The sequence below is a fragment of the Pseudomonas sp. HPB0071 genome (assembly GCF_000478505.2).
Classification (GTDB): Bacteria; Pseudomonadota; Gammaproteobacteria; order Pseudomonadales; family Pseudomonadaceae; genus Chryseomonas; species Chryseomonas luteola.
On the sequence record NZ_KI517367.1, the window covers coordinates 932,257 to 956,006 of the forward strand.

Genomic DNA, 23,750 nt, shown 5'->3' on the forward strand with positions numbered 1-23,750 from the left:
CGAAGCTGCTCGCTGGTATGCAGGGCATTACCGATCAGCTCGCGCAAACTTTCAACAAATCGGTTAAAGCCACGCGCTAGATCACCTAGTTCATTCGCACGGCTTTCATCAAGCCGACGCGTTAGGTCACCATCACCGCTACCAATATCGATCAGTGCGGTTGTTACCTGGCGAATCGGTCGAACAATACTGCGCGCCATCCAGACAACCAGTCCCAGAAACGCCAGAACAACGGCCAGACTAATACCAGAAATGACAAACAAAGCTTTTTGGGCAGGACCATAAACCTCCGAAAGCGGCACCTCGCTAACCAGCGTCCATCCAAGCGACTCGACTGGCTCAGCTACCGCTACGTATTCCTGGCCATCCCGCTCAAACATCACAGCCTGACTGTCAGCGCCTTTTGCCTTGGCAATCAGTTGCTGGGCGGGCCCAGTTCCTACTAACTGCTCAAGCATCTTCTTGTCATTGAGTTCGGCCTGGGGATGGATTTTCACCTTGCCGTCTGGACTGACTAAATAAACCTGACCCTGCTGGCCAAAACGGAAGTCACGAATCATGTCTGACAATGCTGTCAGGCTGAAGCCCAGCCCTACTACACCCAACAGGCGGCCGTCGCGCTCGATACGCTCATCAATAAATAAGGTGGGCATATGAGTATTGTTATCAATGTCGATCACGATCAAACGCTGTTGTCCGCTCGCCAGAAAGTCATAAAACCACTTACTGTTCGCTTCGCCAGGTTTGAGCGTGATATCCAGGCCTTTGTTCGTAAAATAATGGCCGGAATCCTTGGAGATGATAAAGGACACGAGCGCGTTGTAATGCTGTTGGAGATTCGATAAATAATGTACGAACTGAGGCTGTTGCTCGACAGCTTCGCCAGCACTCAACCAGTCGGCAATCAATGTATTGTTGGCCATATTACTGGCCGTGGTCAGCGGGACGGTCAGTACTCGCTCAAGATCATTTCGAATCGCTTTGACACTGGTCGGCATAGCCTCTTGAAGCAGATAACGATCGGTTAACCGATTCAAGGCATAGGCATAGATACCAATTACAACCAAACTGCTAATGACCAAGGCGGCGCCCATGCTCAAGATAAGCTGCCACTGGATACTGTTTCGCCAAAGACGCATAACGTAACGTGCCTCGAATTCCGCGACTAGAAGAGATGCTGCAAAGAGATCTGGAGATGGTTAAGCGGTAACCCTAAATGCAAGGGCACAGCTAGCGTCTAGACGTTCTTTGAGTAAACGAATAAGTAGTGCAACGCGTATCGACGAACAGAAGAAGAACTTTATGGGGAGAGAATGGTTTTTGGAGAGTGGGTGACTGACGGCAACAATAAAAACCGGACAATAAGGCGTTGCCTTTTAAAAAGGCAACGTCATGATTCCTCAGAAAGATGCTAGCGTGCGTTGGCAAGCCCTGTATTTATAAGGCTTTAATGAGCAGCAAGGTGGCTCTATTACCTTGCTCCCTACTGCTCTTTAGCGTAGCTGACTATCCTTACTGCCACGTCGGTTATAGCCGCTGAACCGGGCCTGCTCCTTGTCGTAGGTTGCCTGGCAGTTGATGCACAAGCGCACCCCCTTTACCGCCTGACGGCGAGCCTCAGGAATGACGGCGTCGCACTCTTCGCAGTGCGTCAGGCTTTTACCACGCGCCATCTGGCTTCGAGCGCGCTGGATAGCATCTTCAATGGTGCTGTCGATCTGCTCTTGAACCGCCCCGTCGTTTGCCCAACCACTGGCCATAGGACTCTCCCATTAGCTGTGAGACATCCTGTTGATATGGGTACATCTGCACCTATAACAAGAGGCCAGCGCAATGTCATTTGCCGTAGCCGACCAATGACATCCTATGACTCATTTACACCAGATCTGCTCGTGTCAGCTCACTTTTGAGATAGGCGTAATAAATAGGCGCAGCCACAAGTCCTGGTAGGCCGAAAGCCGATTCAAAAACCAGCATGGCTAACAGTAATTCCCAGGAGCGGGCCTTGATTTGCCCTCCGACAATGCGCGCATTGAGGAAATACTCAAGCTTGTGAATAGCGACCAGATAGCACCCTACGGATACTGCCACCCATAGCGAAACCGACAGCCCTACGATCAGAATCAAGGTATTAGAGAGCAAATTCCCGATCACGGGCAGCAGCCCCAGAATGAAGGTCGCTACGATCATTGTCTTGATCAGGGGCAAGTGGATGCCACAGAGCGGCAACACACCCGCAAGAAAGACGGCTGTCAGAATGGTATTGATAAAGGAGATCTTTACCTGGGCAAATACCACGTTGCGAAATGCCTCAGACAGCAGCGCCACACGGTCCAGCAGCGCGGTGGACAGCGGACGCTCCTGGGCTCTGCTGCGCTTGCGCTGCAAGGCAACGGCAGCGCCCAGGATCAGGCCAATTACGAGGGTGACAAATGTGTGTATTGCATCCTTGCCAATGGTCTGCAGCTCACCCAGGTGAGCACCGAGCCACTCATTGACCGAATGCCGAAAATCCTCGGCGCTGGCGGGCAGGTATTTATCGAGCGCCATGGGAAGTTGCCCACGGGCACGCTCGGTGAGCGCCATGAATTTATCGATCAGACTGCCCGGATTACGGACTTCATGCAGTACAAAACTGATCGCGCCCGCAAAGAACACGGCCAGTACACAGACAACCAGGGTCACCAGCAGGGCTACCGCTACGATACGGGCACGATCACCGGAAATAAGCCCCTGCAGGCGAGGCTCCAGCATATTGGCCAGTTCAAAGACCAGCAGACCGGCAAATAGACTGGGGACCAATCCAAGCGGAAAAACCAACATGAGGCTGGCCAGAATAACGAACCAGCTAACCAGAAGAATCTGACGAGGCGTAAATACGGGCATGATGTCCTATGCGTTATAAGGCAGCCTCAAGGAGGCAATCCATTCCATCAATCATTATCGTAAAACAGAGGTGACTACGGCTCTTGCGCAACCTCTATTGTGCCCTGTTAAGGGCCCGCGCGGGAAATACCGTTCATGTCCGGGTCTTTCAAAATTCGACGGCATAACGCCTAAAGCCACTACAAAATGAAGGGTTGCTCTATACTACGCGTTTCCCTTTCAGAGGCTTTGCCACGTGTTCGCCGGTCTCGCTCATTTTCGTCAAACGTACCTTGTCCGCTTCTGGGCTCCTCTTCCGACACTGGCCGCCTTGGGTGTCCTTTCGGCGTATTACTTCACGCTCACCCATACGTTCTGGGCCGTCACCGGAGAATTTACCCGTTGGGGAGGACATGTACTGTCCTGGTTCGGCCTCCATCCTGAGGAATGGAGCTATTTCAAGCTCATCGGTTTGCAGGGCACCCCGCTGGACCGGATCGATGGCGTCATGATCGCCGGCATGTTTCTCGGTGCCTTGAGCATGGCGTTGTTCGCAGGCAATGTGGGCTGGCGCTGGCCTACCAGTCGTAGGCGCCTGCTGCAGGGATTGATTGGTGGGATCGTTGCAGGCTTCGGTGCTCGCCTGGCTATGGGATGTAACCTGGCCGCCTTTTTTACCGGCATTCCTATGTTTTCCCTGCATGCCTGGGCTTTCATGCTGGCGACTGTCGCAGGAGCCTGGATAGGGGTAAAGCTCAGTCTGCTGCCCTTTCTGAGAGCGCCACTCAAGATTGGCAAAACCCGCTCGCCCATGCCTTCCCCGGATGCGCTTGCACGCTGGGCCAGAACACAATCCCGCCTGGGCATCGCCGTACTGTGTGCCGCGGCACTGCTGGCCGCCTGGCGATTCGAGGCCTCCTTTGTATTGGGTATCGCCTGCGTATTCGGACTCTTGTTCGGCACCCTGATCGAGCGGGCCCAGATCTGCTTTACCAGCGCTGCCCGTGACATCTGGACGACCGGCCGCACTCGAGCTGCCCAAGGGATTCTGCTGGGCATGGCGGTTGCGTCCATTGGCACTTTTGGTGCGATTCAGTTGGGCGTTGCGCCCAAGATTTTCTGGATGGGCCCGAACGCCATCATTGGCGGCCTGCTCTTTGGTATCGGCATCGTATTGGCCGGTGGCTGCAGACCGGCTGGATGTATCGCGCCGTGGAAGGACAGGTGCACTTCTGGGTAGTGGGCCTGGGCAATGTGATTGGCGGTACGCTGGTGGCAGTGTATTGGGACGAGCTGGGTAATGCACTGGCGCTTCCCTATCCCAAGATCGACTTACTGAAAGCCGTCGGCCCTGGCTATGGTTTGCTACTAACCTTTATCGGCCTGGGCATCGCCCTGCTATTGGTTCAACTCAACGCTCGCCGTTTCGGCACCTCCAGGAGAGTCCATGAGCACACAACCGGATCTGTCTCTCGACCTGAGGGGCGAACACTGCCCTTATAACGCCATCGCTACACTGGAAACCCTGGAAACGATGCAGGTTGGTCAATTGCTCGAAGTCATTACCGACTGTGCGCAGTCGGTACATGGCATTCCAGAGGATACCCAACGCTATGGCTATCTGTGCCGTAGCGTCGAGCAGCATGGCTCGCTGTTCCGCTTCCTGATCGAAGTCCCTGCGGAAAAGGCAGGCCAGACGGCAGCCAGCGTTACCGTGTAGTCAGGAGGCCTCTCTGGAGGCCCCATTCGACTTACGCCTCGGCAGCCACTCGGTGCGCCATGGCAACACCGGGCCTTATGGCTGAGCCGCCTGACATCAATTCATTCAATGCCGACACCACCTGATCGACAGTGATCGCCTGCATGGACGCCCGGCACTTCTTGCAGGGCAGCCGTGCGCCATTACCCAACGGAGTCTTGCCTTGATACAGATTGATATGGCCCAGGTAACCCGTGACTCGTGGCGAAATAAACTCTGAAAACAGCACAACGGCTGGCGTTGAAACCGCTGCAGCAGCATGGTGCATTCCGCCTTCAGCCCCAACAAAACCCCGGGCGTGAGCCAGTACGGCCGCCGCTTCGCGAAAGCTGGCCGTCACGACATGGCGTACCCCTGGAAGCAGCCGGGTTCCCTCCGGCCCCAACTGCACGAAGTCGAAGCCGCACCGAGCCAGCTGTTCCCAACGCTCCCAGAGCCAGGCCTTGTTGGAATCGGTCACCTTGGTATGGGGCTCAATGACAATCGCGCCCTGGGCATGTTGTCGACCGAACGCCAGTTCCTGGGCAGAGAAAAATATCTCGCCAGGCACCAGCTCAAAGACCTGCCACTCGCAGACCTTCTTGTTCTTGCGGTAGATATACGGACGGCTCTTGGGTGCGTTGCATATCGTGACGCACCCTGGCTCCGGCTGTTTGAGAATATAGGGATTATTCTCCCAGATCTCCGACCAGCGCGGCTGCCCCTCACAATCCACGAACACCACTTTCTGCCGTGTCTTTTCATAATGCACGCGGGCCTGACCCGCAGCCATCAGCTCGTCACCCCATCCCATTCGATTTCTCCCGAATGTAATGCCGAACCCAAAATGTGCCAGGAGACTAGCAGGCTCATCCTTAAGATTTGCTTAACCAAACTGCATTCGTAAGCGTTTCGTTAAGCAGACACCTTTCAAGGGTGTAAGCGGGTATTTCCATCGGTCCTGAGCGATGCTGTCGACAGCATCGTCACAGAGTAACCACAGGGGCACACGGCTTTTCAGCCAGACGTGCGATAGTGTGGGCTGATCGGATACCGGAGCGCTTGATGTACCAGGAACTCAACGAGCTATGGCTGCTGTTCATTCAGACCCTGGCCTGGACGACCTACTATCTTCAGCTCGGGCTGCTGCTTTGCGCTGTTGGCATTGTGGCCGGCCTTGTGAAATGGGGCGTATGGTGGGGTAAGGCTCTGGTTATAGGCTCTGTCGGGATTGCCGCCCTGCTTGCGCTGGCACTGGACGCCATTGGCAAACTGGTTGCCACGTTATAGATGAGAAGCATTATACAAGGCATGTCAAAAAATCCCTGGAGCCGAACCTGTAAGGAACACTACCCGGCACCGCCGGTCCGTGTGTAGGTGACAAGGAAACTGCTTATAACAAGTTGTTTACTCATGGAGACCACCATGACTGTCAAAGCCCTGCTTGCTGTAACTGCCCTTCTGGCCTCCAGCGCTGCGCTGGCAGCCTCCCCGGCGATGGAAAAAGAAGGTGTTCTGGTCGATGACCAGGGCAGAACGCTATATACCTACGACAAGGACACTGAAGGTGTTTCCAGTTGCAATGGCAAATGCGCGGAAAACTGGCCGCCGCTCAAGGTAGAGGCTGGCAGCAAGCCTTCGGATGCCTGGACCGTGATCGAGCGCGAAGATGGCGCCATGCAGTGGACCTACAAGGGCAAGCCGCTGTATACCTTCGTCCAGGACAAAAAGGCTGGTGACAAGACTGGCGATGGCAAGGGTGGTGTCTGGCATATAGCCAAACCATAACGGCTCAGGAAACCGGCTACCGCGCCGGTTTCCCTTCTGACACACCGCTGCCAAGATGCACTGGCATGCTCATCAATACCCAGCACCTGAGCCCGGCATCAGCCCGCCTGAATACCCTCTTTCGAGAACTCTTCATGACCGACTCCTCGCCCATCCGTATCCTCGACTCACAGATTCTTGCCAATGACTGGGGCGTGCTGACCAAGTACACCCTGGATTACCAGCGGCGTGATGGATCACGACAGCAGCACACCCGTGAGACCTACGACCGCGGCAACGGCGCGACGGTACTGTTGTACAACCTGGAGCGCCGTACCATTGTGCTGATCCGACAGTTCCGCCTGCCGACCTATCTCAATGGCATTCCTGATGGCATGTTGATCGAAACGCCAGCCGGCCTGCTCGACAACGCCGCGCCTGAAGAGCGCATCCGCGCTGAAATCGAAGAGGAAACGGGATACCACCTCCATCATGTCACCAAGCTGTTCGAAGCCTACATGAGCCCGGGCTCGGTCACGGAAAAACTCTACTTCTTCGCGGCAGAATACGATAGCGATACACATAGAAGCGAAGGGGGTGGGCTGGCTGATGAAGGTGAGGACATCGAAGTAATGGAGTTTGGCTTCGATGAGTTGCTGGACATGATTCGCGCCGGACGCATTCTGGACGCCAAGACCATCATGCTGGTGCACTATGCAGCGCTTTACTTGTTCCCTAAGCGCTAGACATCGTACACATGGCTAATCCGCCTCTCGAAGCGAATATCCTGCTGCAGACCTTGCGGCCTACGACCATGCTCTTCGTTGAACATGGCCAGGACGTGCTTTAACCAGATTTTCAAGCCGTTTCACACTTTTAGACCCCTCTCCTGCAAGGGCAGAAACCTCTGCGTTTGCAGGAGGTCGCACACCTCTTATCAGTTGAATCAGTGGCCAGCCAATATGCTGGCAAGCCCGTGATATGCAAGCACCGGATAGACGCATCAGGAAATAATATTCCGGCTTACTGGCCTGAAAAGGTGTGGATCGTTCAGGTTCTAGCCAGAATTTGGCATATACCCTGTTTGACGGCCCCTGCGCGGCGTGCTCCATGCACAAACTCTGCATGAGGTGATTGCTGATCGTAGGCCAGGCTTGTTACGGTACGGCCCTTTCCAAAAGATGGCCTTTTGTCCAGGCTCTCATACTTTTATTACATGACCATTTAATGCCTATGCCCACTTTTCTCGCAGCCCTTTTTTCTCGTACCCCGTTAGCCAAGGGCACACGCATTTTTTCCAAAGGCTCTACCTGGAGCGCCTGTTTGCTCGGAGCAGCCCTTACAGCAAGTCTGGGTCAGGTACAGGCCCAGGAAAACAAGGCGGCTGACCGTTGGGTCAGCGATACGCTGTCCACGTATGTTCGCAGCGGCCCGACCGATGGCTATCGTATCGTTGGATCACTCAAGTCTGGCCAGAAAGTCGAACTGGTCAACACCCAAGGTGATTACAGCCAGATCCGAGGCGAAAGCGGTGATCTGGTATGGATTCGCTCCAGCGAACTACAGGAACAACCAGGCCCGGTAGAGCGTGTACCGCAACTGGAACAGCAGGTAAACGAGCTGAGCAGCAAGCTCAAGACGATCGATGACAGCTGGAAATCCCGCGTTCAGGGCATGCAGGAAACCATGGACGCCCGCAAAGCACGCATAGATGAACTTGAGCAGACCCGGCGCCAGCTGGATGCCGAGCTGACCGACGCACAGTCCGAACTTCGCAGCGTCAAGGCGCGCCTGGGCGATGAGAACAAGGATGTCATGATGCGTTATCTCGTTTACGGAGGCAGCATTGCCGGAGCCGGCCTGTTGGCAGGTCTGATCCTGCCGTCATTTGCGGGTCGCAGAAAGCGCAACGATCGCTGGTTCTAAAGGGCAGGCTCCGGCACAACATGTGTGCCTGGAGCCCTCCTCTTATTCATCAAGCACAAAGCGGGCAAGCCGCTGCCTGAGCATGCGGTTTTCCATACGCAGGGTTTCTACCTGGGTCAGCAGGTCGAGCGCCAGTGCGATGCCCGCCCAGTCCAGCTCAAGCTCTCGTTGCAGCCGTACGGCACGGCGTACCGTATGCAACGCTGACAGGTCGAATACCCATACCTCTGGCCGCGGCCCGCGTGGCTCGACGATGCCATGCTCGACAAGCTCGACGATGTGAGTCACTGGCGTATCGACCAGCTGGCTGATCTCTTCGATGTCAAATTCCACGATTACGGTGGTCATCTCAGTCCCTCCACTCACTTCTGGGGTTGAAGCTGGCCTTGTTCGCCAATTGCTCCCATAGTTTCCGAGTAGCCTCATCATGAGTCTTGGGCATGACAATCTTGATCACGGCGTACAGGTCCCCTGCGCCGCCCTTCCGGGTTCGCAACCCCTTACCCTTGAGACGTAAGCGCTGCCCCGCCTGGCTGTTGGCCGGAACGGTCAATTGCAGTTTTCCGCTCAAGGTGGGGACAGTTACCTTGGCGCCTAGTGCAGCTTCCCAGGGCGCAAGCGGAACGGTCAGAAGCAGGTCATGCCCGTCGACATCGAAGAGTGGATGAGGAACCAGCCGGACAACCAGATAAAGATCGCCGTCGGGTCCGCCATTGAGCCCTGGGGCGCCCCGCCCTTTCAACCGGATTCGCTCGCCATCGGTCACGCCAGCCGGAATGCGTACGTTCAGGCTCTTGGGTACGCTCTCGTGACGCAGACCGTTCGTACTATAGCTAGGCACCCGATAGTTGATGGTCCGCGGCTCGTCCGACAGCGTGTCTTCGAGAAACAACGGCAGTTCCATTTCCACATCCTGCCCTCTTCGTCCGGCACTACGCTCCTGGCCGCGCCCACTACCGGGTCGGGCACCAAAAACAGATTCGAAGAAATCGGAAAAATGCCGCTCGTACTGCCCGTCTCCTCCTCCGCCAAAATTGCCGTTGAACTCCCAGCCTGGCGGCGGCTCGAACTGCTGCCCGGCCCGGCCGTACTGGCGTAGTTGATCGTATTCGGCTCGTTTTTCCGGATCTCTTAGAACCTCATAGGCCTCGGAGACTTCCTTGAATTTGTTTTCCGCATCCGGCTCTTTGCTGACATCTGGATGATATTTGCGCGCCAGCTTGCGGTATGCGGTCTTGATCGCTTTTTCGTCTGCGCCCGGGTCGACGCCCAGTAGCGCATAATAATCTTTGAATTCCATCGAACCTCACCGTCTCGTCAATCGACAACAGTCAAAAGCAGACAGCTATGACAGGCCTGTCGCTGCCCGGTGATCGTGCCTGTCTATAACCATAGCCCTATCAGCCCGGTATGGCGCTGATACAGGTCAGTGCACGACACAAACACCCTTCGATAAAGATGTGGACAGTACGCCAGGAATCCAGTGCCGGTTGCGAAAAAGACACGGAAGGCAGCCGTTTGCCAAGCGGCTTCAGGCGCGCACCGCCTGTGCGAAGGCGGTGCGCGAAAGAGGATCAGTTTTACTGCTGAATCAGATTGACGCGGTTGCCTGTGCCGGATTGGCTCAGATTGACCCGTAGATCAGCACCGGTCTGCTGTAGCGTGATGTGGTTATCCGACCCGCTCAGCTGGCTGAGATACGCCACGTTACGATCGCCCTGCTGCCCGATGGTGATTTCATTGAGCGAGCCTTCGGTCGAAGCGCTCAGGATGTTGTCGCTACCCTCTTGCGTGCCGTACAGGACGTTACTGTTGCCGGTCTGGTCGGCATAGAACTCGTTACCGGTCCCGGTCTGGTTGGCGGTCGCAATGTTGTAGTCACCCACCTGGCTGAGCTGAGCGGCCTGCCAGTCACCTGCCTGGAAAGCATCGATACTGTTCGAGACACCACTCTGGGTAGTGTCTGCGTCGTTATTGCTGCCTTCCTGAGTGACCAGGGCGCCGCCATTCTGACCGTCGATACGGACAGCGGCTTGCTGCTGCGTACCGCGCTGGGTGACATAGGCCGAGGTATTCACACCACTGACCTCAAGCGTGGCCACGGAACCCTGGCTGTCCAGCTGGTAGATATTGGCGGAGGTATCGTTCCCTGTCTGAATGACCGTCGCAACGTTATTGGAGCCGTCCCGCTGCCACAGTAGAGCGGTGTGATTGTCGCCCTGTTGATTAACGGATACTTCACTGGCCACGGCCCCTTCCTGCAGCGTATGGGCCCAATGAGTATTGCCGTTTTGCGTAATCCGGGAGGTTGCCTGGGTCGTGTTTAGTTGCTCGGTTTCAGCTTCGTTGGCAGTGCCTGTCTGGGTCTGGTTGACTGAAGCCGATTCGGAAGCTTGCTGAGAGACTGACGCCTGATTGTTCCAGCCATACTGGTATTGGTTGGAGTAGGCATTGGTCGAGTCAGCCTGCTCGGCAGTCGCGACGTTATAATTGCCCGCCTGTGCCTGCTGTGCAGTACCGGCCTGGCTATTGGCCTGAGCCAGACGAGCCTCATTGGCGTAACCGCTATGCGACTGCTTGGCGGCATTACCGGAGCCGGACTGCTCGATCGTAGCCGTATTGAGCACACCGTGCTGGTCCTGTCGGGCCGTATTATTTTCAGCGAAGGCTTGGGTGGCTAACACTGCGAGAACGGCAGCGGCGAGCGGTTTGAAGATAAACATAGCTCTCTCCATGAATGTTTATTCCACCAGAGGTACAGCAAGGTCTGGAAGACCTTTACCGCATTACCATTGCGCAAGAACCTGCAAGGGCACCCTAGCGATCAGGCATTGTGAATCGGGAGGCTATATTCGCCGTTTAGCGCAGCGACGGGTATCAATCGAAAGATTGAAAATGCTCGCTCTTTAACACTTTCCAAGTGAGACCAAAGGCCTCATAGATGGGTGGTCAGAACCTTCAGTATCTCCTGCGGCCTAACTTATAACGCCTGCACAAGGCCCGAACGGGAGACGAACATGAGCGACATCAAGCACCCCGAAAACCAGAACGCTGAAAACGAAGACCTCGATAATCGTGACGTCGATGACGACCAGCTAGACCAGGCCGTAGAGGAAACTTTTCCTGCCAGCGACCCGATTTCACCATGATCTGATCAGTCGATCGGATTTCTTCTACTCGGTCTTGGGGTTGAAGACTATATACCTATAGCTTCAACCCTTTTTTTGTGCCTGATGTTTCCCAACGCCAGTCCATCACGGATGCGCTAACGGGTTGGCCATCAGGGGGCGGATCAGGATCACCGAACGCAGCAGCGTTGAAAGCCTGGCTGCTGCCTTCGACATCCGGCGCAATCATTCCTGGATAGCAATCGTGCCCCTCATGCCTGTGGCAGTCAGGGCATGTTGCGTATTGAAGCGTTAGCCTGCCGAGCGGCACCTTTACTGATCGCTGTTGGAGCATCCTTGCAAGTTGGCCTGGGTCACGTTGCTGAACGCCGGAACACTGCGCGTCAGCCAGACATTACCGCCAATGGTGGAGCCTTTTCCGATAGTGATGCGTCCTAGAATCGTCGCGCCGGCGTAGATCACCACATCGTCCTCGACGATCGGATGGCGTGGATGCCCTTTTTGCAGATTGCCGGACTCATCGGCCGGGAAGCGCTTGGCGCCTAAAGTCACAGCCTGATAGATCCGGACCCGCTCGCCAATGATAGCTGTCTCGCCGATAACCACGCCGGTACCATGATCGATAAAGAAGCTGGGGCCGATCTGCGCCCCTGGATGGATATCGATACCCGTGGCTGAATGAGCCAGCTCTGCAATCATGCGCGCCAGTAGCGGCAGGTCCGAACGATAGAGCTGATGCGCCAGACGATGGTAGATAACAGCCAGGATACCGGGATAGCACAGCAGCACTTCATCCACACTGCGCGCGGCCGGATCGCCCCGGTAGGCTGCCAGCACATCGGTATCCAAAAGACGCCGCAGATCAGGCAATGCCAAGGCAAAGTCCTGCACAATGCGCTGCGCCGGATCTTCGACCGAGCACTCAGAGGTTCCCCGCTGCCGAGCGGTATAACATAGCTCCAGCCGTACCTGCCCTAACAGAGCATTGAGTGCACGGTCCAGCACATGCCCTACGAAAAAGTCTTCGCTTTCCGCACGTAGGTCATTTGGTCCCAGACGGAGCGGAAACAAGGCGCTACAGAGCGACTCGAGGATCTCGCTCATTACCGCTCGCGACGGCAGTTCACGGCTGCTCAGTTCTCGCGTTCGGCCATGCTGGCTACGCCATTCGTTACGAGCGTCATGCAGCTCATCTACGATTCGTTCCAGTTGCCAGTTGATCCCCGGGGCTTTACCCCGCACCGCATTTGAATCGCTCATTACCACGTTCCTGGAAAAAGAACCGGCGCGAGCCGGTCCTGGGTTCGACAATAAAACGTTGCGGCTGATCGAGCGCGCCCCAACGCCTGTTCGTACCTTACCGCATCGCCTGCCCGATCGGATAGGATGGGGACAGACCTGCCAACGCCGCACCGCCTGGCGTCAAGGCAACCATAAGTGGAACATTCATACAGGAGAACTCTTATGACGTTTGGCCCCCTGGTCAGTACCGAGTGGCTTGCCAACGCATTGGGCAACAAAGACCTGGTGATATTCGATGCCAGTGTCTACCTGCCTAACGAGTCGAAACATGCACGCACCGAGTATGAGGCTGCTCACTTACCTAATGCTCGCTTCTTCGATATCGAAGAGATTTCAGATCAGGACACAACACTGCCGCACATGGTGCCCTCTCAGGGTCGTTTCGCCCGGCTGGTAGGTGAGCTGGGGGTCAACAACCAGTCCCGCGTTGTGGTTTATGACCAGAAAGGGTTGTTTTCAGCAGCGCGTGCCTGGTGGATGTTTCGCCTCTTCGGCCATGATCAGGTCGCAGTGCTCGATGGAGGCCTTCCCAAGTGGCAGAGCGAACATCGACCTGTAGAACAAGGCCCGGCACCTGTCGTACCGGCCCAGACGTTCGAAGCCACATTCCATGCCAGAATGCTACGGGGCCTGGGCGATATCCAGGCCAACCTCGACAGCCGCCTCGAACAGGTACTGGATGCGCGCGCGGCCAATCGCTTCGAGGGGTCGGTGCCCGAGCCGCGTGCAGGCCTGGCCTCCGGGCATATTCCAGGTAGCGCCAGCCTGCCTTATACCGACCTTCTCAATGCTGACGGCACGTTCAAGGATGTCGATACGCTCCGCGCGCGCTTTGCACATGCGGGTGCGGATGGCTCACGATCAGTGGTTACCAGTTGCGGCAGCGGCGTGACAGCAGCCGTTCTTCTCCTGGGACTGGCAGTGGCAGGCCTACCGGAAGGGGCCCTGTACGACGGCTCCTGGACAGAATGGGGCTCGCGCCCAGATACCCCCAAAGCGACAGGACAGGCTTGAGCATTCCTGCGGTATCGCTCATCTGACGGTACCGCCCCACCACCGCGGCGTAGGCTGCAAAGATTATTCTTTGGTCTAATAGACGCCTTTTCTAGGGTCTTGACCAAGACAGATCTTCTTCCCTGAGCCACGCTGTTTCAGGACTCGGCCGCTTATGTGCTACTTAAAAGTGTTATCAGGCATACAGTTAAGCCGTTTGTCTCATACGGTCTTTCAAGTGCGATAAACGAACAAATGGCTATTGCTTTAGGTAGCGAATCGATAGCATTATCGCGGCACGTCATCGTACAACCCTGGCCTTAAGGCACAAGGGTGAATTCCACAATAAATTTAATAATGGAATAACCTGAATGTTGAAGATCGCACCCTGCACGGCCTTATCTTCCCCACCCGATATCCCCCCCTCTTCCAGATTTCGCGGAGGCGTTTGCGCGTCCGCTTAGGTTCGGCTGCCTATTCAGGCCGGACATGAAATGCCCTGAGGATCAGGGCCTCTCCGCCTCTGATAAATCAATCCGTAAGAGATTGCGCTCAGGTGCGGCACCATTACTCATGGGAGTACAACAATAATGACCCTTCGCTATCTCTCTGTTCCTGCGTTTATCGGACTCACACCGCTTGCGCTGGCCTTGGCGTTACCGATGGCTGCTCATGCCGAAGGTTTTCTGGAAGACGCCAAAGTCAACGTGATGACCCGCAACTATTATTTCAATCGGGATTTTCGTAATAGCAGCAATATTCAGCAGAGCAAAGTCGAAGAATGGGGCCAAGGTTTCATTATGACGGCAACCTCGGGCTACACGCCGGGCGTCATAGGTTTTGGTCTGGACCTGACCGGGCTCTACGGAATCAAGCTGGACAGCGGTCGGGGTCGTGCTGGTACACAGTTGCTGCCGGTACATGATGACGGGCGTGCCGCCGATGATTTCGGTCGTTTGGGCGCTACCTTCAAGGCTCGCATTTCCAAGACTGATCTGTTGTTAGGCGAATTGATGCCTAACGTACCGGTGCTTCGCTTTAACGATGGTCGTCTGCTTCCTCAGACATTCCGCGGTGCGACACTAACCTCCAAGGAACTGGACGGCTTCACGTTCTATGCTGCGCAGATTCGCCAGGTGAGCCTGCGTAACTCCTCCAACATGGAGGATCTGTCCATCACGACCGGCGGTGCCCGTCAGATTCGTGCAGCCTCTTCGGATCGCTTCAATTATGTAGGGGGTGAATACACCTTCAACGAGAAGCGCACCATGGTTGGCGTATGGCACGCGCAGTTCGAAGATGTCTACAAGCAGAACTTCTTCAACCTGACCCATACCCAGAAGTTCGGAGACTGGAGCCTGGGCGCGAACCTGGGTTACTTCACCGGTGAAGAGGAAGGCCAAGCGCGCGCTGGCAACCTGGACAACAAACTCTTCACTGGACAGTTGTCCGCCGGTATTGGTGGCCACAAGTTTACCGTAGGTTATCAGCGCGTCAGCGGTGATAACGGTTGGCTGAGCGTTAACGGTTCCAGCGGCGGCAGTATCGTAAACGACATGTTTACCCAGAGCTTTGACAATGCCAAGGAACGCTCGTGGCAGCTGCGTTACGACTACAACTTTGCTGCTATGGGTATTCCGGGTCTGGCCTTCATGGCGCGTTACGGCCATGGTGACAACATCTACGTCAACGCTGCCAATGATGACGGCTCGGAATGGGAACGTAACTTCGATGTGGCCTATACCTTCCAGAGCGGCCCGCTCAAGGACCTGAACATGCGTTGGAGAAACTCTATGGTCCGTCGCGACTATGGCAGCAACAACGATGTCGACGAGAACCGCCTGATCTTCAGCTACCCTATCTCGATTCTGTAAGCGCCAGGTCAATACAAAAGCCCGTCTTTCGACGGGCTTTTTTTAACGCCTTGCCTACTGCCCTTCATATTGAGTTTGGCGCGACTCCACGCCCAGCTCATCCCATACCGACTCGGCCAAATGGAAGGTCGCGTTGGCCGCTGGGATACCGCAATAAATGGCGCTCTGCATGATCACTTCCTTGATCTCATCGCGCGTTACACCGTTGTTGGCAGCGGCGCGCAGATGCAGCTTGAGTTCTTCGCTCCGGTTCATCCCAATCAGCATGGAAATGGTAATCAGGCTACGGGTATGCCGCGGCAGGCCCGGACGGGTCCAGATATCACCCCAGGCATGCCGGGTGATCATCTCCTGAAACTCCTCGTTGAATGGCGTGAGCTTTTCCAGGCTGCGATTCACATGGGCATCGCCCAATACCGCGCGACGGACCTCCATGCCCTTTTCATAACGTTCGCGTTCGTCCATCTCGAGATCTCCTAAGCCGTCAGGAAAGCCAGAACACGGCGGCTAAATGCTTCGCCGGCCTGTACATTGGAAAGATGCGCAGCATCGAACTCCGCATACTCGGCATTCGGAATTTGAGCCTGCATGTAGTGACCGTCGGCCGGTGTGGTGACGGCATCGTGCGTACCCGCCACGATAAGCACCGGAACGGTAACGGTCTTGAGATGCTCACGAAAGTCACCGTCACGCACGGCAGCACAATTGGCGGCATACCCTTCTGGCGAGGTAGCTGCGAGCATGTCGGTAATGCGCTTGACTTTGGCTGGCTCTGCCTGGGAGAACTCAGGCGTAAACCAGCGCCCAACAGAGGCATCACGCAGATTGACCATGGCCGCCTGGCCGCCCTTCAAAACCGTATCGATACGGTCATTCCAACCGTCTGCCGTTCCGATCTTGGCGGCGGTATTACAGATAACGACACGCTGGATACGGTCACTGGCGTTTACTGCCAGCCACTGCCCGGTCAGTCCACCCATGGACAGTCCACAGAAAAAGGCTTTCTGAACCTTGAGCGCATCCAGCAGCGCCAGGACGTCATGGCCCAATTGCTCAATGGTGTACGGACCGGGCGTGACGGTGGAGCCGCCGTGGCCGCGTGTGTCATAGCGCAGTACGCGAAAATGCTCGGTAAAGGCGGGAATCTGGTCATCCCACATATGCAGATCAGTGCCCAGCGAGTTGGACAGTACCAGAACCGGCGCGTCTTCGCGGCCATCGAAACGGTAATTCAGTTCGCCCTCGGCGAGTTGCACAGTTGGCACAGGAATCCTCCTAGCGAGCAGACGTCAGTGAATGGTGTTCGGCACAGGCGCGTTCTACCCAGGTGCGGGCCTGTCCCAAGTAGTGCGCAGGATCGAGCAGATGATCCAGCTCATCGGCAGACAGCTCGGCGGTCACGGTCTCGTTCTGCCCGAGCGCCTCACGCAGGTGGCATTTCTGCTCGACCGCACGGCGGCAGCACTGCTCGACCAGCTGATGCGCCTGCTCACGGCCGACACGTTGGCTAAGGGTAATGCTGACAGCCTCGGCCAGTACCAGTCCGTGGGTCAGCTCCAGGTTCGTGCGCATGCGTTCGGCATCAACTTCCAGCCCTTCGGCTACCAGCAACGCCTGTTCCAGCGCACCCGAAGTGAGGCAGAAGATATCAGGCAGGGTGTCCCATTCGGCATGCCAGAGACCCAGACTGCGCTCGTGTTCCTGGGGCATGGCCGCGAACATGGTGGCGACAAGGTTGGGGATGCGGGTCGCGGCACTGATCAAGACCGCGGCGCTGACCGGATTGCGCTTGTGGGGCATGGTCGAGGAACCACCCCGCCCCTGCCCGGCCGGCTCGAAAACCTCCGCCGCTTCTGTCTGCATCAACAGGGAAAGGTCACGCCCCAGCTTGCCCAGGCTTCCGACAATCATGCCGCACACACTGGCGGCCTCTACCAAGCGGTCCCGCTGGGTATGCCAGGGTTGATCAGGCAGTGTCAGGTCAAGTTCTTTAGCCAACGCCTCGGCGACCGGCATGGCCTTGTCACCGAGCGCCGCCAGTGTGCCCGACGCACCACCAAACTGCAGCACCAGAACACGCGGCTTAAGCTCAGCCAGCCGTTGGCGATGACGGTTAATGGCGCCTAGCCAGCCGGCAATCTTCATACCCAGCGTGACGGGCGTTGCATGCTGCAGCCATGTCCGTCCGGCCAAGGGCGTGTCTACATAGCGCTGAGCCTGTTTGGCCAGGGCATCAGCCAAGGCAGCCAGACCGTCTTCCAGCAGCGCGAGGGCTGCGCGGACCTGCAGCACAAGCCCAGTATCCATGACGTCCTGACTGGTGGCGCCCATGTGCACATAGCGCTCGGCCTCGGGGCTTGTACGCTTGATTTCACGTCCCAGTGCCTTGACCAGCGGAATGGCCGAGTTGCCGCTGCTCACGATGGCCTGCTGCAATTCGGCAAGGTCATAGGCCTCGGCGCGGCAAGCCGCCTCGATCGGTGCGACGGCATCCTTGGGAATCAGGCCGACCGCGGCTTCGGCTCGCGCCAGGGCGGCTTCGAAATCCAGCATGCCCTGCAGGCGCCCGCTATCACTGAAGACATCACGCATCGCGGCCTGAGTAAAGTAGGCATCGAAGAGTTGATGGGTCGGACGCTGACTCATACGCATTTATCCTTGTTAGTGATCGTCATGCAGATAGCTGGCTCTGCGCGGCAGGCGCAGGCTTACCAGGAAGGCCACTACCAGCATGCAGGACACATAGATGTAGAAGAGATTCTCATGCCCCATGGCTTTGAAGTTCAGCGCAACGAACTCGGCCGAACCGCCAAACAAGGCATTGGCTACGGCATAGGAGAGCCCTACCCCTAGCGCACGCACCTGTGGCGGAAACATCTCGGCTTTTACCAGGCCACTGATCGAGGTGTAGAAACTTACAATAGCCAGCGCGAGGATGATCAAGCCAAAGGCAATGACCGGGCTGGTCGTGGTTTTCAGGGTCAGCAGGATGGGATAGGTACACAGTGCGCCGAGCGCACCGAACCACAACATGGAAGCGCGGCGGCCAATACGGTCAGACAAGGCACCGAACAGCGGCTGCATCAGCATGTACAGGAACAGCGCACCGGTCATGATGCCGCTGGCCGTCTTGGCATGCATGCCTACGGTGTTGACCAGATACTTCTGCATGTAAGTTGTAAAGGTATAGAAAATCAGCGAGCCACCGGCGGTATATCCCAGCACAGTGAAAAACGCCGCCTTGTGATGTTTGAACAGAGCCGACAGCGAACCTGCCTCTTTGGCAGCACGGCTTTCTGCCGTCGTGGTTTCCTCAAGCGAGCGACGCAGCAACAGCGAAATCACGGCAGCAACCGCACCCACCACAAAAGGAATACGCCAGCCCCAGGCACGCAGCTCCTCTTCGGACAGGACCTGTTGAAGGATGACCACCACCAGCACCGCCAGCAACTGTCCACCAATCAGCGTCACGTACTGGAACGAGGCATAAAATCCGCGCTTACCCTTCAGCGCCACCTCACTCATATAGGTTGCAGTAGTGCCGTATTCACCGCCGACCGACAAGCCTTGGAAAAGTCGCGCCATGAGCAGAAGAAGCGGCGCCCAGAAGCCAATGCTGTCGTAGGTGGGCAGGCAAGCAATCACCAGTGAGCCGGCGCACATCATGAGCACGGAGATCATCATTGACGTACGCCGCCCATAACGGTCGGCCACCCCACCGAAGATCCAGCCACCGATGGGCCGCATCAGAAAGCCTGCGGCAAATACACCGGCAGTGTTAAGCAGTTGAACGGTGGGGTCGTCTGAGGGGAAAAACGCGTGAGCAAAATAGATGGAGCAAAAGGAGTAAACGTAAAAGTCGAACCACTCGACGAGGTTACCGGACGAGGCGCCGACAATGGCAAAGATTCTTTTACGACGCTCTTCCAACGTATAGGAACTGGTAGTCATTCGATCCGCTCTTGTCATTGAAATAGGAATAATCCGGCACGCAATCGATCCTGACGTGCCGGTGAATGACCCTACAGAGGGCAGCCTTTGCCCTGTCGCAGGGTGTGCCGCCTACGCGTGACGGATTCGCAGGCCTTGGTGAGACATGTCCTTTTACAATTCTCTCCTTTGCAAAGCCGCAAATCCTTCGCGCTGGCGCAGATCACCCTTATTCCTCATCAGCGACCCGTTGTACGAGGTGCCCAAGACATTGACCTCAAACGCGCTCGACTGCCAGCGCCAGACCTTGTCCAACCCCAACACACATGGTCGCGAGCCCCAGCTGCTTGTTGGTCTTTTCCAGCCAATGCACGGTAGTCATGACCAGGCGTGCACCGCTCATTCCCAGCGGATGACCCAGTGCAATGGCGCCGCCCTGCGGATTTACTTTTTCACTGTCGTCCGGTAATCCCAAGCCTCGCACTACCGCCAGGGCCTGGCTGGCAAAGGCCTCGTTCAGCTCAACCACATCGAAGTCTTCAATGGTTTTCCCCAGACGGGTCAGCAGCTTTTGCACCGCCGGCACTGGGCCGATTCCCATGACACGTGGCGCAACGCCGCCACTTGCCATGCCGAGAATGCGGGCGCGAGGCTTGAGGCCATACTTCTGCACGGCCTCGGCCGAGGCGATGATCATGGCCGCAGCGCCGTCATTTACACCCGAGGCATTACCCGCCGTGACGGTCTTGTCGGGCCCATTGACGGGCTTGAGCTTGGCCAGCATCTCCAGCGTGGTATCAGGGCGCGGATGCTCGTCCTTGTCGACGATCGTCTCGCCTTTCTTGTGGACGATTCGTACCGGCACGATTTCTTCGGCAAAGAAGCCGCTCTCCTGGGAAGCCGCCGTGCGCTGTTGGCTGCGCAACGCAAAGGCATCCTGATCGGCGCGGGAAACATTGTGATCCTGCGCGACATTGTCTGCCGTTTCCGGCATGGAATCGGTACCGTACTTCTGTTTCATCAATGGGTTCACGAAGCGCCAGCCGATGGTGGTGTCTTCGATCTTCTGTCCGCGGGAAAACGCAGTGTCCGCCTTGCCCATCACGAACGGAGCACGGGACATGGATTCCACACCGCCGGCAATGGCCAGCTCCATCTCACCTGTGGCAATGGCGCGGTAAGCCGTCCCTACAGCGTCCATCCCCGACGCGCAAAGGCGGTTCAGGGTAACGCCCGGTACGGTTTCCGGAAGGCCTGCTAATAGAAGCGCCATACGTGCCACGTTACGGTTGTCCTCGCCCGCCTGGTTGGCGCAGCCCATGAATACCTCATCGACTTCCGCCCACTGCACTCCAGGGTTGCGCTCCATCAGCGCCTTGAGCGGAATAGCCGCCAGATCATCGGCACGGACGCTGGACAGCGCACCGCCAAAGCGTCCAATAGGTGTACGAACGGCATCGCAGATGAATACATCACGCATCATGAGTCTCCTGATACCGCTCCTGGTCGGGCCGATGGCCCATGGGTAAGGAGGCGGTGTGACGGTCATGGCAGCACCTGAAATCGAGGGTGCCAGCTACCTGGGTCATACTCGCCCGGACGGAAGACCAGGCGAGTGATGGTGAACGGAACAGTAAGCCGCAAGGCTGTAAGCAGACAATCCGATAATCGAATCTACGGTCGATTATCGAACACGTTTATCTGTTCCCGTATGCGGTTGCGTGATTCGAAAAGGCCTTATGACGCATCTGAATGACTGACGATACCCTTGATCACTACAGCCGCCGTAGCCAGCGCAGCAGGCACCACCAGCGCAGTCAGCACCTGCTCGAAATTCCATCCCAGCCCCAGTAGAGTGGCCCCCATCCAGGCCCCAAGAATGGCACCGAAGCGTCCGATACCCAGCATCCAGGACACCCCTGTGGCACGACCCTGGGTCGGGTAGAAGCGTGCCGCTAATGAAGGCATGGCGGACTGCGCACCGTTGATGCACATCCCTGCAACCAATACCAGCGTAGCCAGCAACGTCACGTGACCCAGGCTCTGCCCGACACAATACGCAAAGACACCAGCCAACAGGTAAAACGTGCCAATGACCCAGTGCGGATTGATCCGGTCCATCGCCCAGCCCACGGCTACCGCGCTAAGCACGCCACCAAACTGAAACAGGGCTCCGATGAATGCAGCCTGCTCCATACTTGCCCCGCTGTCGCGCATCAGGGTAGGCAACCAGCTTGTCAGCAGGTATACGATGACAAGTCCCATGAAGTAAGTCAGCCAGAGCAGCACCGTGCCCAGCCCACACGCCTTGGAGAAAATAACGGCAAAGACATTGCGCGCCTTGACTGTGCGCTGCTCTGGTACGCTGAACTCCCTGGCCTGCTGCACGATACTTGGGCCGATGGGCAGCAAGGCCTTGCGAATCCGTGCCACGCCCCGGTTATGCACCACCAGATAGCGGGCCGATTCCGGCAACCACAGCAGCAGCACCACTGCCAGAGCCATCGGTAGCAAGCCCCCGAGCAACAGCAGGCTATGCCAACCGAACGCCGGAATCAGCTTGGCAGAGATGAACCCGCCACACGCCATGCCCAAATTGAAGCCGCAGAACATGCTGGTTACCAGTAACGACTTGAGCCGCTCCGGGGTGTATTCAGACAGCAGTGTCGTGGCATTCGGCATGGCGGCGCCTAGTCCAAGGCCGGTCAGAAATCGCAGAATGACCAGTTGATCCACCGTACCGCTGTAGGCCGAGATCACGCTGAAAAGTCCAAAGATGGAAACGGCGGCAACCAGCACGACCTTACGGCCGAACCGGTCCGCCAACGGTCCCGAGCCCAACGCACCAAACACCATCCCAACCAGGGCAGCGCTCATGACCGGTCCAAGGCTTGCTCGATCGATACCCCAGTCCTGGGTCAACGCCGGTGCGATAAACCCCATGGCAGCAGTGTCCAGGCCATCCAGGAAAACGATCAAAAAGCACAACACCACGATTCGCCACTGATAGCGGCTCAGCGGCTGGGCATTGATAAATGTCTGAACATCAAGTGTCGTGTTCGTTGAGGCTCCCGTCATGACAAGGCCTCCATCATCCACGAATAGAAAGAAAGCGCATCGGAGCGATGCGCATGCACCATCCCGTTCACGGGAGAAATCATGCAGAACATAGGCGGACTCTGTTGTTTTTATCAGGCGTGCCGGCTGGCAACGTGCCTCTACCCTACGGAGCAGGCACGCACTGCACAATTCGATTAACGGCTAAAGGTTCGATTAACGAACAGTTTCAGTGAAAGAGCTTGGAGCTGAGTTCCTGGCTGGCCTTGAGTAAAAGGGGCAGGAAACGACGCTCCAGCTCCTGCCGGGTGATGCGGCTGGCATGGGTGCCCACGTTCATGGCAGCCATGACCTGACCGGAGGCATCCAGTACCGGTACGGCCAATGAACGGAGCCCGACCTCCAGTTCCTGGTCAACGACGCACCAGCCCTGCTGCCGGATCTGCTCGAGACAGGGCAACAGCTTTTCTGGCGTATGCAGTGTGCGACTGGTCTTGATCTGCAGGTCAGCACGCTCGAAGTAATCCTGAAGGGCAGCATCATCCAGAGCCGCCAGCAGAATACGGCCCATGGAGGTGCAGTAGGCCGGAAGCCGGCTGCCAACGCTCAGATCGACCGAAATCAGCCGCAGCGGTGTGGCGGACCGGGCGATGTACAACACCTCATCCCCCTCAAGCGTGGCGACGGAGCAGGCCTCATGCAGCTGCTCGCTCAGGCGATCCAGAATGGGTTGGGCGGTGAGCGCCATGGGCGTGGATGACAGATAGGCATGGCCCAGCGTCAGCACCTTGGGTAATAGTGAATAGGTCCGTCCATCGGTGGTCACGTAGCCCAACTTCATCAACGTATGCAGGCAACGGCGAACCGCCGCGCGGGGGATCTCGGTTCGGTGGCTGATCTGTGCAATGGTCAGATGCCGCTTGCGCTCCTGAAAGGCATGGATCACAGCCAGGCCACGTGCAAGGGACGTCATGAAGTTTGGATCGCCCGTAAAGGCCTCGATCCGCTTGGCCGGCGATGCAATGATAGGCGGTGCGCCAAAGCTGTGAGGGTCACGCGAATTCGAGTTATCCATGATCTCTGCCCGGCCGCTGTCTGATTTGGCCGATTATCGAAGCATCTGGTCGATAATCGCAATACGACAAACGCAGTCTTGTTCGTTTATAGGCC

At 56.9% G+C, this 23,750-nt stretch carries 22 protein-coding genes and 2 pseudogenes; 9 read left to right on the top strand and 15 right to left on the bottom strand.

Annotated features, from left to right (window positions below; translation table 11 throughout):
- Positions 1-50: 50 nt before the first annotated feature.
- From HMPREF1487_RS28310 to HMPREF1487_RS04690, 3 genes and pseudogenes are all read right to left on the bottom strand, one after another.
- Positions 51-1,139: pseudogene (locus tag HMPREF1487_RS28310) on the bottom strand (cache domain-containing protein); the annotation flags it as partial.
- A gap of 354 nt (positions 1,140-1,493) precedes the next feature.
- On the bottom strand, positions 1,494-1,760 hold the full coding sequence (locus HMPREF1487_RS04685; RefSeq protein ID WP_010795447.1) for a DksA/TraR family C4-type zinc finger protein: 267 nt from the start codon (positions 1,758-1,760) through the stop codon (positions 1,494-1,496).
- A 115-nt stretch (positions 1,761-1,875) separates the two neighbouring features.
- The gene (locus HMPREF1487_RS04690) at positions 1,876-2,886 is read right to left on the bottom strand and encodes an AI-2E family transporter (RefSeq protein WP_010795448.1); all 1,011 of its coding nucleotides are present in this window, start codon (positions 2,884-2,886) and stop codon (positions 1,876-1,878) included.
- Positions 2,887-3,121: 235 nt separating this feature from the next.
- Between HMPREF1487_RS04690 and yedE the strand changes: the two are divergent.
- Positions 3,122-4,368 (top strand): annotated as a pseudogene (gene yedE, locus HMPREF1487_RS04695) (selenium metabolism membrane protein YedE/FdhT).
- Complete coding sequence (gene yedF / locus HMPREF1487_RS04700) at positions 4,313-4,585, top strand: sulfurtransferase-like selenium metabolism protein YedF (RefSeq protein WP_010795451.1); 273 nt, start codon at positions 4,313-4,315, stop codon at positions 4,583-4,585. Before yedE ends, yedF begins: the two are co-directional and overlap by 56 nt.
- 31 nt (positions 4,586-4,616) lie before the next feature.
- Here the strand turns inward: yedF and HMPREF1487_RS04705 are convergent, their stop codons facing one another.
- Positions 4,617-5,417, bottom strand: a complete 801-nt coding sequence (locus HMPREF1487_RS04705) for a glycosyltransferase family 9 protein (protein WP_010795452.1) — start codon at positions 5,415-5,417, stop codon at positions 4,617-4,619.
- Positions 5,418-5,668: 251 nt separating this feature from the next.
- On the opposite strand from HMPREF1487_RS04705, the gene HMPREF1487_RS04710 reads away from it, so the two are divergent.
- From HMPREF1487_RS04710 to HMPREF1487_RS04725, 4 genes are all read left to right on the top strand, one after another.
- The gene (locus tag HMPREF1487_RS04710; RefSeq protein WP_010795453.1) at positions 5,669-5,893 is read left to right on the top strand and encodes a hypothetical protein; all 225 of its coding nucleotides are present in this window, start codon (positions 5,669-5,671) and stop codon (positions 5,891-5,893) included.
- Positions 5,894-6,028: 135 nt separating this feature from the next.
- Positions 6,029-6,391, top strand: coding sequence for a COG4315 family predicted lipoprotein (locus tag HMPREF1487_RS04715; protein ID WP_010795454.1), 363 nt, complete (start codon positions 6,029-6,031; stop codon positions 6,389-6,391).
- Between the two features lie 134 nt (positions 6,392-6,525).
- Positions 6,526-7,116: an NUDIX domain-containing protein gene (locus tag HMPREF1487_RS04720; RefSeq protein WP_010795455.1), complete on the top strand. Its 591-nt coding sequence runs from the start codon at positions 6,526-6,528 to the stop codon at positions 7,114-7,116.
- A gap of 487 nt (positions 7,117-7,603) precedes the next feature.
- Entirely contained in the window at positions 7,604-8,296 is a 693-nt protein-coding gene (locus tag HMPREF1487_RS04725) for a TIGR04211 family SH3 domain-containing protein (RefSeq protein WP_010795456.1), read from the top strand.
- A 42-nt stretch (positions 8,297-8,338) separates the two neighbouring features.
- Here the strand turns inward: HMPREF1487_RS04725 and HMPREF1487_RS04730 are convergent, their stop codons facing one another.
- From HMPREF1487_RS04730 to HMPREF1487_RS04740, 3 genes are all read right to left on the bottom strand, one after another.
- Entirely contained in the window at positions 8,339-8,644 is a 306-nt protein-coding gene (locus HMPREF1487_RS04730; protein WP_010795457.1) for a chaperone modulator CbpM, read from the bottom strand.
- 1 nt (position 8,645) lies between these two features.
- On the bottom strand, positions 8,646-9,596 hold the full coding sequence (gene cbpA, locus HMPREF1487_RS04735) for a curved DNA-binding protein (protein WP_010795458.1): 951 nt from the start codon (positions 9,594-9,596) through the stop codon (positions 8,646-8,648).
- A 280-nt stretch (positions 9,597-9,876) separates the two neighbouring features.
- Positions 9,877-11,019, bottom strand: coding sequence for a hypothetical protein (locus tag HMPREF1487_RS04740; RefSeq protein ID WP_010795459.1), 1,143 nt, complete (start codon positions 11,017-11,019; stop codon positions 9,877-9,879).
- A gap of 294 nt (positions 11,020-11,313) precedes the next feature.
- Between HMPREF1487_RS04740 and HMPREF1487_RS27870 the strand changes: the two genes are divergently transcribed.
- On the top strand, positions 11,314-11,445 hold the full coding sequence (locus HMPREF1487_RS27870; protein WP_010795460.1) for a hypothetical protein: 132 nt from the start codon (positions 11,314-11,316) through the stop codon (positions 11,443-11,445).
- A gap of 291 nt (positions 11,446-11,736) precedes the next feature.
- On the opposite strand, the gene epsC is transcribed toward HMPREF1487_RS27870, so the two are convergent.
- Positions 11,737-12,684, bottom strand: a complete 948-nt coding sequence (epsC, locus tag HMPREF1487_RS04745) for a serine O-acetyltransferase EpsC (protein WP_010795461.1) — start codon at positions 12,682-12,684, stop codon at positions 11,737-11,739.
- A 204-nt stretch (positions 12,685-12,888) separates the two neighbouring features.
- On the opposite strand from epsC, the gene sseA reads away from it, so the two are divergent.
- Entirely contained in the window at positions 12,889-13,740 is an 852-nt protein-coding gene (sseA, locus tag HMPREF1487_RS04750; protein ID WP_010795462.1) for a 3-mercaptopyruvate sulfurtransferase, read from the top strand.
- 569 nt (positions 13,741-14,309) lie between these two features.
- Positions 14,310-15,593 (top strand): OprD family porin, encoded by a 1,284-nt coding sequence (locus tag HMPREF1487_RS04755; protein ID WP_010795463.1) that lies wholly within the window; start codon positions 14,310-14,312, stop codon positions 15,591-15,593.
- Positions 15,594-15,647: 54 nt separating this feature from the next.
- Here the strand turns inward: HMPREF1487_RS04755 and pcaC are convergent, their stop codons facing one another.
- The 7 genes from pcaC to HMPREF1487_RS04790 all read right to left on the bottom strand — a co-directional run bounded on the left by pcaC (position 15,648) and on the right by HMPREF1487_RS04790 (position 23,655).
- Positions 15,648-16,058, bottom strand: a complete 411-nt coding sequence (gene pcaC / locus HMPREF1487_RS04760) for a 4-carboxymuconolactone decarboxylase (RefSeq protein ID WP_010795464.1) — start codon at positions 16,056-16,058, stop codon at positions 15,648-15,650.
- 11 nt (positions 16,059-16,069) lie between these two features.
- Complete coding sequence (pcaD, locus tag HMPREF1487_RS04765; protein WP_010795465.1) at positions 16,070-16,858, bottom strand: 3-oxoadipate enol-lactonase; 789 nt, start codon at positions 16,856-16,858, stop codon at positions 16,070-16,072.
- Between the two features lie 10 nt (positions 16,859-16,868).
- Positions 16,869-18,239, bottom strand: coding sequence for a 3-carboxy-cis,cis-muconate cycloisomerase (locus HMPREF1487_RS04770; RefSeq protein ID WP_010795466.1), 1,371 nt, complete (start codon positions 18,237-18,239; stop codon positions 16,869-16,871).
- 15 nt (positions 18,240-18,254) lie between these two features.
- Positions 18,255-19,544, bottom strand: coding sequence for an MFS family transporter (locus HMPREF1487_RS04775; RefSeq protein WP_010795467.1), 1,290 nt, complete (start codon positions 19,542-19,544; stop codon positions 18,255-18,257).
- Between the two features lie 256 nt (positions 19,545-19,800).
- Positions 19,801-21,006 carry a 3-oxoadipyl-CoA thiolase gene (gene pcaF, locus HMPREF1487_RS04780; RefSeq protein WP_073449465.1) on the bottom strand — a complete coding sequence of 402 codons (1,206 nt, stop codon included), beginning with the start codon at positions 21,004-21,006 and terminating at the stop codon, positions 19,801-19,803.
- Positions 21,007-21,260: 254 nt separating this feature from the next.
- On the bottom strand, positions 21,261-22,601 hold the full coding sequence (locus tag HMPREF1487_RS04785; RefSeq protein WP_010795469.1) for a 4-hydroxybenzoate transporter PcaK: 1,341 nt from the start codon (positions 22,599-22,601) through the stop codon (positions 21,261-21,263).
- Between the two features lie 208 nt (positions 22,602-22,809).
- A complete protein-coding gene (locus tag HMPREF1487_RS04790; RefSeq protein ID WP_010795470.1) occupies positions 22,810-23,655 on the bottom strand; it encodes an IclR family transcriptional regulator in 846 nt (281 codons plus the stop codon).
- Positions 23,656-23,750: the final 95 nt, after the last annotated feature.